Source organism: Nocardioides stalactiti (assembly GCF_014180715.1).
GTDB lineage: Bacteria > Actinomycetota > Actinomycetes > Propionibacteriales > Nocardioidaceae > Nocardioides > Nocardioides stalactiti.
Map to the genome: position 1 here is coordinate 25477 of NZ_JACEFC010000044.1, position 7427 is coordinate 32903.

Genomic DNA, 7427 nt, shown 5'->3' on the forward strand with positions numbered 1-7427 from the left:
CACCAGCCGCACGGATCGCGGGACGGCGTTCATCTTCGCCGACGGCGCGGGCGCCGTCGTGATCGGTCCGAGCGAGACCCCGGCGATCGGCCCGGTCGTGTGGGGCTCCGACGGCGAGCAGTACGACCTCATCCGGCAGCGCGAGGACTGGCGCGACGTGATGGCGTCCGACTCTCCCGAGATGCCGCACCTGGTCATGCAGGGCAACGAGGTCTTCCGCTGGGCGTCTTTCTCGATGGCCAAGACCGCCCACCAGGCGCTCGACCGCGCCGGCGTGAGCGTCGAGGACCTCGACTGCTTCATCCCCCACCAGGCCAACAACCGGATCACGGACGCGATGGCCCGCGCCATGAAGCTGCCGTCCCACGTCCGGATCGCCCGCGACGTCATCGACTCGGGCAACACCTCGGCGGCCTCCGTGCCGCTCGCGCTCGAACGGATGATCCGTGACGGCGACGCGAAGTCGGGCGACGTGGCCCTGCTCATCGCGTTCGGCGCCGGCCTGGCCTACGCGGCCCAGGTCGTCACTCTCCCCTAGCCCTCGGACACCGATCCCCCCACCCTCACCACCACCCCGTAGAGAACAGGAAAACCAGATGAGCACCGAAGAGATCCGCGCCGCCCTCGCCGACATCGTCAACGAGGTCGCCGGCGTCGACGCCGACGACGTCCAGCTCGAGAAGTCCTTCGTGGACGACCTCGACGTGGACTCGCTCTCGATGGTCGAGGTCGTCGTCGAGGCCGAGGAGAAGTTCGGCGTCACCATCCCCGACGACCAGGTCAAGAACCTGAAGACGGTGGGCGACGCCGTCTCCTACATCGAGCGCGCCCGCGCCGCTGCGTGACCCCCTTTCACCACTGACGAACTGCGAGGACCGATGAGCGCACAGCCGAAGAGCAGGACGCGCGTCGTCGTCACCGGACTCGGGACGACCAACCCGCTCGGTGGCGACGCCGCCACCACCTGGGAGCGGATGCTGGCAGGCGAGTCCGGCGTACGTCCGATCGAGGACCCGGCGTTCGCGGACCTCCCGGTCCGGATCGCCGGTACGGCGGCCGTCGAGCCGACCGACGTCCTCGACCGCGTCCGCGCCCGCCGCCTGGACCGGTCCTCGCAGTTCGCACTGACCGCCGCCATCGAGGCCTGGCACGACTCCGGCCTCGACGTCCCGCAGCAGGCGGGTGAGCTCGACGGCGACCGCATCGGCGTCGCCATGGCGTCCGGCATCGGCGGCGTGCAGACGCTGCTCAGCAACTACGACGCGATGCTCGCCAAGGGACCGCGCCGCGTCTCCCCCCTCGCCGTACCGATGCTGATGGCCAACGCCCCGGCCGCGACCATCAGCCTCGAGATCGGTGCCCGGGCCGCGGTCAACACTCCCGTGTCGGCCTGCGCCTCCGGCAACGAGGCGATCGCCCTCGCCGCCGACCAGATCCGCCTGGGCCGCGCCGACGTCGTCCTCGCGGGCGGCACGGAGGCGGCCATCCACCCACTGCCCGTCGCCGCGTTCGCGAACATGATGGCGCTGTCCAAGAACACCGGCGACCCGACGACCGTCTCGCGTCCGTGGGACACCGCCCGCGACGGCTTCGTCCTCGGCGAGGGCGCCGGCGCCCTGGTGCTGGAGTCCCTCGAGCACGCCCGGGCCCGCGGTGCGCGGATCTATGCCGAGGTCCTCGGCGCCGGCATCACCGCCGACGCCCACGACATCGCCCAGCCCGACCCCCAGGGCCGGGGCGGCGCGCGCGCCATCCTCCGCGCACTCGCCGACGGCGACATCGACCCGGCGTCCGTCGCCCACGTCAACGCACATGCGACGTCCACGCCCCAGGGCGACGTGGCCGAGGCGCTGATGCTCCACGCCACGCTGGGCGCCCACGCCGGCGACGTCGTGGTCAGCGGCACCAAGTCGATGACCGGTCACCTGCTCGGCGGCGCCGGTGCGCTGGAGGCGGTCGCGACCGTGCTCGCGATCCAGAACCGGCTCGCGCCCCCGACGATCAACCTCGACAACCTCGACCCTGCGGTCGAGCTCGACATCGCGACGAAGCCACGGGACCTCCCGCTCGGCGACATCGTGGGCCTCAACAACTCCTTCGGCTTCGGCGGCGCCAACGTCGCGGTCGCGTTCGGATCGGTGGACTGATGACCGCAACTGCTGAAGAGGCAGTGGCCAAGGCCACGCCCGCGAAGCCGCCGCGCTCGGAGGACCCGCGCAACCCCCACCTGCGGCTGTCGGCCCTCCTCGACGAAGGCTCGCTCGAGCTGCTGTCGGCCGACGACGGCTCGGGCATGCTCGCCGCCCTCGGCACGGTCGACGGCACCCGCGTGGTGGCGTTCTGCTCCGACGCGACCGTCATGGGCGGCGCGATGGGTGACGAGGGTTGCCGGGTCGTCGTCGACGCCTACCACCGCGCGCTCTCCGAGCGGGTCCCGATCATCGGCCTGTGGCACTCCGGCGGCGCGCGCCTCGCCGAGGGGGTGCTCTCGCTGCACGCGGTCGGCCGGATCTTCCAGGTCATGACCCAGGCGTCCGGCGTCATCCCGCAGATCTCGGTGGTGCTCGGCCCCGCCGCGGGCGGCGCCGCCTACGGTCCCGCGCTCACCGACATCGTCATCCTCGGCCCCGAGGGCCGGATCTTCGTGACCGGTCCCGAGGTGGTCCGCTCCGTGACCGGCGAGGACGTCGACATGCTGCGCCTCGGCGGCCCGGAGCCGCACGGCCGGCGCTCGGGCGTCGTGCACGTGGTCACCGAGTCCGAGGCGGAGGCCCTCGGCAGTGCCCGCACCATCGCCAGCCTGCTCGGCGCCCAGGGCTCGCTCCACCTCGGCTCCGTCGAGGACAGCGACCTCGAGCACCACCTGCCCGAGAACGTCAAGCGTGCCTACGACGTGCACCCGCTCGTCGACGGCCTGCTCGACGACGGCACGATGCTCGAGCTGCACGCGCGCTGGGCTCCCAACATCGTCACCGCGCTCGGCCGCCTCGGCGGCCGCACCGTCGGCGTGGTCGCCAACAACCCGTTGCGGCTCGGCGGCTGTCTCGACTCCCTGTCCGCGGAGAAGGCCGCGCGGTTCGTGCGGATGTGCGACGCGTTCGGCGTGCCGCTCGTCGTGGTCGTCGACGTCCCGGGCTACCTGCCGGGTGTCGGCCAGGAGTGGGACGGCGTCGTACGACGTGGCGCCAAGCTCCTCCACGCCTTCGGCGAGTGCGTCGTCCCCCGCGTGACGCTGGTGACCCGCAAGACCTATGGCGGCGCCTACATCGCGATGAACTCCCGCTCGATCGGTGCGACGAAGGTCTTCGCCTGGCCGGGCGCCGAGGTCGCCGTGATGGGCGCGGTCGCTGCCGTGCGGATCCTGCACCGGCGCAAGCTCGCCGAGGTCTCCGCGGACCTGCGCCCGCGCGTCGAGGCCGAGCTGGCAGCCGAGCACGAGCGGATCGCCGGGGGCGTCGACAAGGCGGTGGAGATCGGCGTGGTCGACGAGGTCGTCGCACCGTCGGTCACCCGGACCGCGATCGCGCGCGCCATCGTCGACGCGGTGCAGGCCGACGGCGTACGCCGCGGCGCCCACGGCAACATCCCGCTCTGACGGGTCGAATCAGGACCTTCCTGAGCCGAGTCGGGACTTGTCGTCAGACAAGTCCCGACTCGGCTCAGGAAGGTCCTGATTCGACTTAGACCACCTGGTGCAGCCAGCGGACCGGCGCACCGTCACCGGCGTACCGGAAGGTCTCGAGCTCGTCGTCCCACGGCTTGCCGAGCAGCTTGTCGACCTCGTTCTCGAGCGTCGTCTCGCCGAGCGCGGCTCGGACGACCGCGGCCTTGAGCCGGTCCTCAGGGATCATGATGTCGCCGTGGATGCCGGTGACCGCGTGGAAGACGCCGAGGTCGGGGGTCGACGAGAAGCGCGCACCCTCGGTGGCGCTCGTCGGCTCCTCGGTCACCTCGAAACGCAGGTGCAGCCAGCCGCGCAGCGCCGAGGCGATCGCGGCGGCGGACCCGGCCTTGCCACTCCAGGAGAACTCGCAGCGGTAGGTGCCCGACTGCGCAGGCTGAGGCGTCCAGTTGGGGTTCACGGGCGCGCCAAGTACGCCGCCCACTGCCCACTCGACGTGAGGGCACAACGCGGACGGCGCAGAGTGGACGTAGAAGACGCCCCTGGTTGCACTGTTGCTTGTGGTCACCACGAAACTCCTCGGTCTGACTTTCCCTCCGGCGCGAGATACGCCTTCCCCAGCGGTCTCTTCTCGGAGGTCATCAGATCGTGAGCGATCGAAGTGACACCTGTGTTGTTATGACACCCATTGTGGCCCATGAGACGCCTGAAGGCCACCCTTTCGGTCGAGTCGGCAGCGTCACACGCGGTCCAGGGTCATCAGCTCGTCGAGGACACGGGCCGCGATGCCCAGACCGCCGAGGTGGCTCTCGCCGTCGATGACCGACATCGTCGCGTCGGGCAGCCGGTCCACGACGTGCTGGCCGTGCCGGAACGGCACGATGTGGTCGGCGTCGCCGTGCCACCAGCGCACGGGGACCTGCACGTCAGACAGGGCGAAACCCCACTCCCGGGTGAAGAGCACGAGGTCGGCGAGCGGCGCCGAGGTCTGGAAGCGGCTGCCGTTCAGCAGGTCGTCGAGGAACATCGCCTTGAACTCCGGGCGCTCGAGCAGGTTCTTGTCCCCCTCGGGCTGCAGGACGCGATAGAGGTCGAGGCCTGCCCCGGCGAGTGGCTTCACGACCCGGATGCCGGTGGTGAGGGCGGCGCCGAGCGGGATCCGCGCCGCGGTCAGTACCGGCGCCAGCCGAACGGCGAGCTGGATGATGCCGCCGTCGACCGCGTCGTCACCCTGCGTCGGCGCCACGCCACCCAGGACCCCGACTCCGCGGACCCGGTCCGGTAGGCCGGCGCCGGCAGCGAGCGCGTAGGGGCCGCCGCCCGACAGGCCGATGACCCGGACCTCGTCGATGCCGAGGGCGTCGAGCAGCAGCTCGAGGTCGCCCGTCCAGTCCAGGACGTTCTCATAGAGGTAGGGCGTCGAGGAGCCGATCCCCGGTCGGTCCACCCCGATGATGCGCAAGCCGTGCTCGACGGCGTATGCCCGCGCGTCGAGCGGGATCTGCCGACGACCACCGGGCGTGCCGTGCATCCAGACCAGCGCCGGACCGGTGTGGGCGCCGTACTCGGCGAAGCTCAGACGGCGTCCTTCCCGGACGGCGACATTGCCCTCGAGGACCGGGCGCGGTGGCTGTTCGCGGTGCAACATGCCGCGAGTGTGACACGCGGGCGTGGGCGGAGGTGTCGGTGTCCTAAGGTTCGACCATGGTGTCCAGCTCCCTTGAGGTGTCGCGAAAGCGGCCTCGACGCGCCAAGCGCTCCAAGTGGCGGCGCTACTTGGCGATCCTCGCTGCCGTCGCCCTCGCCGTGGGTTGGGCCGTGTGGTTCGTCCGCACCCCGAACGACCTGCCGATCTCGTCCCAGCGCGTCGACGACCGAGGGGTCGTGGGCCAGGACAAGTACATCAGCATGCTCGCCGTGGGCGACGGCTTCGAGCGCACGCTCCAGGTCTCCGAGGTCCAGGTGGACGTCGGGTCCGATGGTGAGGTCAGCGTCGAGCCCCTCGTGTGCAGCGGCGGGTCGTTCAGCGTGACGACGGACGCGAGCATGTTCTGCTCCGACCTCCGTGAGGCAACGGACTTCGAGTTCACCGCAGGCGACTCGATCATCCTCCGGGTCTCCGCCGCCGAGCCGACGGTCGTCGAGATCGGCCGGATCGCGATCGCGTTCCGGGAGGGCGTACGGATGGCCACGAAGGAAGCCGGGATCGCGGGCGTCACCCTCGACTTCGCGGCGCACGACCCAGCCGACGTCGAGGTCCCCGAGCCGGACGCGGACACGACGACCGAGCGACCCGAGCAGTCGGAACCGGGCGAGCAGAAGGACGACAAGAAGGACGACAAGACGAACGACACCAGCGGCGACCAGCCCGGGGGCACCGACGAGAACGACCCGAGCGACGAGACGTCACCCGGGTCGTTCTTCTAGTCCGTTCTTCCAGGCCCGTTGTCTGGGCCGTTCTCCCGGCGCCCGACTCAGTCGGGGAGGCGCTTCTCGAGGGCCTCGGCGCGATCGGCGGCGTCGGTGACCTCGTCGGCGTCGATGGCGTTGGTCCGGTGGAACCAGCTCAGCGCGTCGCGCTCCCGGCCGGCGGCCTCCAGGGTGTCGGCGTAGGCGTAGCGCAGTCGCACGACCCACGACTCGCGGCTCTTGCTGTTGATCGGCGACAGCTCGAGCGTCCGTAGCGCGGCGTCGAGCTGGCCGAGGTCGCGTCGGGCACCGGCTTCGACGATGGTCATCTCGGCCTTCGCCTCGGCAGCGAACTTCGCCACCGACGGGCTCTTGGCGAGCTCGATCGCACGCTTGGCGTTGCCGAGGGCGCGGTGGCAGTCGGCCATGATCGGCAGGTAGGCCGTCGCGCCGTTCATTCGCTTCGCAGCCCTCAGCTCGGCCAGGGCCTCCGCATAGCGGCCGGCCGCATAGGCCGACTCCCCCGCCGCTTCACGCACGACCGCGAGACGCGGCGCACGGCTGCGGGCAGCCAGCGTGTGCTGATAGGCGATCTCGGGCTCGTCGTCGATGAGCGCGCCAGCAGCGGCGAGGTGCCGCGCCACCCGCTGAGCGAGCTTCTCCGGCAGGCTCTTCAGCTGCGCCCGGACGTCCGCGGCGAGCTCCTTGCCGGTGATGTCCTCCGGCAATGGCGGGCCGTCATAGATCTGTTGAGCGGCCGTCCGTTCCTCGGGTGCCATCTTCTCCCGGTCCTTGCCCGGAGGGCCGGACTTCGCACGGTCGGGTCGGCGGTCGCCGCTCGGGCGCCGCTCGCCGCCGGAACGGCTGTCGCGACGCTTGTCGTCACCGGGACCACGACGCTTGTCCTCGCCGGAGCGGCTGTCGCGCCGCTTCTCGTCACCGGTGCCGCGCCCGCTGCGGGGGGCCTGACCGCGCCCGCCGGGCGCGGCGCCCGTGCGTCGCTGCCCGCCGGCGCGTCCGTTGCCGGACGCACCTGGCTTGCTCCGTCGTTGCTCTGCCACGACGACCTCTCTTCAGATGGGAAGGTGTTGTAAATAGAGTAGAGGCCACCCGAGGGTGGCCTCTACTAAAGAATGTCCGGCGGCGTCCTACTCTCCCACATCCTCGCGGTTGCAGTACCATCGGCGCTGACAGGCTTAACTTCCGGGTTCGGTATGGAGCCGGGTGTTTCCCTGTCGCTATGGCCGCCGTAACTCTATGAACCCCTCTTTGTGGCCCACGTGTGTGGGTGGGGGTTGGATCGTGGACGCGATTTGTAGTGTGTTTACGCTGAAACCCAGCACACAAACGTCAAACCAGTGGTTTGTTGGTTGTGTTGGGGGTTTGTGTGGCAAGT

The 7427-nt window shown here is 70.6% G+C and carries 8 protein-coding genes and 1 rRNA gene; 5 read left to right on the top strand and 4 right to left on the bottom strand.

Translation table 11 applies throughout. The features are described 5' to 3' along the window. The 4 genes from H0487_RS23365 to H0487_RS10860 all read left to right on the top strand — a co-directional run. Positions 1 to 538, top strand: a 538-nt coding sequence (locus H0487_RS23365) for a 3-oxoacyl-[acyl-carrier-protein] synthase III C-terminal domain-containing protein (protein ID WP_281370667.1), incomplete at its 5' end; no start/stop codon positions are given. Between the two features lie 58 nt (positions 539 to 596). Further along, positions 597 to 845 carry an acyl carrier protein gene (locus tag H0487_RS10850; protein WP_183094248.1) on the top strand — a complete coding sequence of 83 codons (249 nt, stop codon included), beginning with the start codon at positions 597 to 599 and terminating at the stop codon, positions 843 to 845. Positions 846 to 878: 33 nt separating this feature from the next. Further along, positions 879 to 2147 carry a beta-ketoacyl-[acyl-carrier-protein] synthase family protein gene (locus H0487_RS10855; RefSeq protein ID WP_183094249.1) on the top strand — a complete coding sequence of 423 codons (1269 nt, stop codon included), beginning with the start codon at positions 879 to 881 and terminating at the stop codon, positions 2145 to 2147. Next, complete coding sequence (locus H0487_RS10860) at positions 2147 to 3595, top strand: acyl-CoA carboxylase subunit beta (RefSeq protein WP_183094250.1); 1449 nt, start codon at positions 2147 to 2149, stop codon at positions 3593 to 3595. Before H0487_RS10855 ends, H0487_RS10860 begins: the two co-directional genes overlap by 1 nt. 85 nt (positions 3596 to 3680) lie before the next feature. On the opposite strand, the gene H0487_RS10865 is transcribed toward H0487_RS10860, so the two are convergent. Next, on the bottom strand, positions 3681 to 4193 hold the full coding sequence (locus H0487_RS10865) for a DUF3145 domain-containing protein (protein ID WP_446685563.1): 513 nt from the start codon (positions 4191 to 4193) through the stop codon (positions 3681 to 3683). 168 nt (positions 4194 to 4361) lie between these two features. Beyond that, complete coding sequence (locus H0487_RS10870) at positions 4362 to 5270, bottom strand: alpha/beta fold hydrolase (RefSeq protein WP_183094252.1); 909 nt, start codon at positions 5268 to 5270, stop codon at positions 4362 to 4364. Positions 5271 to 5326: 56 nt separating this feature from the next. Between H0487_RS10870 and H0487_RS10875 the strand changes: the two genes are divergently transcribed. Further along, positions 5327 to 6049 (top strand): hypothetical protein, encoded by a 723-nt coding sequence (locus H0487_RS10875; protein WP_183094253.1) that lies wholly within the window; start codon positions 5327 to 5329, stop codon positions 6047 to 6049. 47 nt (positions 6050 to 6096) lie between these two features. On the opposite strand, the gene H0487_RS10880 is transcribed toward H0487_RS10875, so the two are convergent. Together H0487_RS10880 and rrf are read right to left on the bottom strand one after the other, a co-directional pair. Next, on the bottom strand, positions 6097 to 7092 hold the full coding sequence (locus H0487_RS10880) for a tetratricopeptide repeat protein (RefSeq protein WP_183094254.1): 996 nt from the start codon (positions 7090 to 7092) through the stop codon (positions 6097 to 6099). A gap of 74 nt (positions 7093 to 7166) precedes the next feature. Beyond that, positions 7167 to 7283, bottom strand: a 5S ribosomal RNA gene (gene rrf / locus H0487_RS10885). Between the last annotated feature and the right edge of the window lie 144 nt (positions 7284 to 7427).

What these genes read in the sequence shown, in the direction of transcription:
- H0487_RS10850 (WP_183094248.1), top strand. Translation starts at nt 597, where the DNA reads ATGAGCACCGAAGAGATCCGCGCCGCCCTCGCCGACATCGTCAACGAG.
- H0487_RS10855 (WP_183094249.1), top strand. Translation starts at nt 879, where the DNA reads ATGAGCGCACAGCCGAAGAGCAGGACGCGCGTCGTCGTCACCGGACTC.
- H0487_RS10860 (WP_183094250.1), top strand. Translation starts at nt 2,147, where the DNA reads ATGACCGCAACTGCTGAAGAGGCAGTGGCCAAGGCCACGCCCGCGAAG.
- H0487_RS10870 (WP_183094252.1), bottom strand. Translation starts at nt 5,270, where the DNA reads ATGTTGCACCGCGAACAGCCACCGCGCCCGGTCCTCGAGGGCAATGTC.
- H0487_RS10875 (WP_183094253.1), top strand. Translation starts at nt 5,327, where the DNA reads ATGGTGTCCAGCTCCCTTGAGGTGTCGCGAAAGCGGCCTCGACGCGCC.